This window comes from Micromonospora sp. M61, from assembly GCF_018070245.1.
GTDB classification, from domain to species: domain Bacteria; phylum Actinomycetota; class Actinomycetes; order Mycobacteriales; family Micromonosporaceae; genus Micromonospora; species Micromonospora zamorensis.
The window spans coordinates 1-533 of record NZ_JAGPYA010000189.1 but is presented as its reverse complement, the minus strand read 5'-3'; the positions used below and the strand labels follow the sequence as shown (position 1 = coordinate 533).

1 protein-coding gene is annotated in these 533 nt (G+C 67.7%); it reads left to right on the top strand.

All coding sequences use genetic code 11. The annotated features are described in order from the left end of the window. A partial coding sequence (locus KBX34_RS33270; RefSeq protein ID WP_210929018.1) for a hypothetical protein occupies window positions 1-533 on the top strand: 533 nt, incomplete at both ends.

Sequence of the window (533 nt, the reverse complement as noted above, 5' to 3'; positions counted from 1 at the left end):
GCGTCGTTCGACGGGTTCACCGCTGATGGCAGGCCGATGCATGGCACGGTGCCGGGGTCGGATGGGCAGCCGGCGCAGGACGTGTCGATTGCTTACGGCGGTGATGGCAGCAGTACCTGGACGTATGCGGACGGCACGACGGTCGATCGTAACGCCGCTGGTGACGTCACGCGTGAGGTGAGCGCGGATGGTGCGACGTTCGATCGGTTCGCCCCTGATGGCAGGCCGATGCATGGAACGGTGCCGGGGTCGGATGGGCAGCCGGCGCAGGACGTGTCGATTGCTTATGGCGGTGACGGATCGAGCACGTGGACCTACGCCGACGGCACGACCGTCGACCGCAACGCCGCCGGTGACGTCACCCGCGAGGTGACCGCGGACGGTGCATCCTTCGACAGGTTCACTGCTGATGGCAGGCCGACGCACGGCACCGTGCCAGGGTCGGATGGGCAGCCCGCGCAGGACGTCTCGATTGCTTACGGCGGTGACGGCAGCAGCACGTGGACGTATGCCGACGGCACCAAGGTCGACCG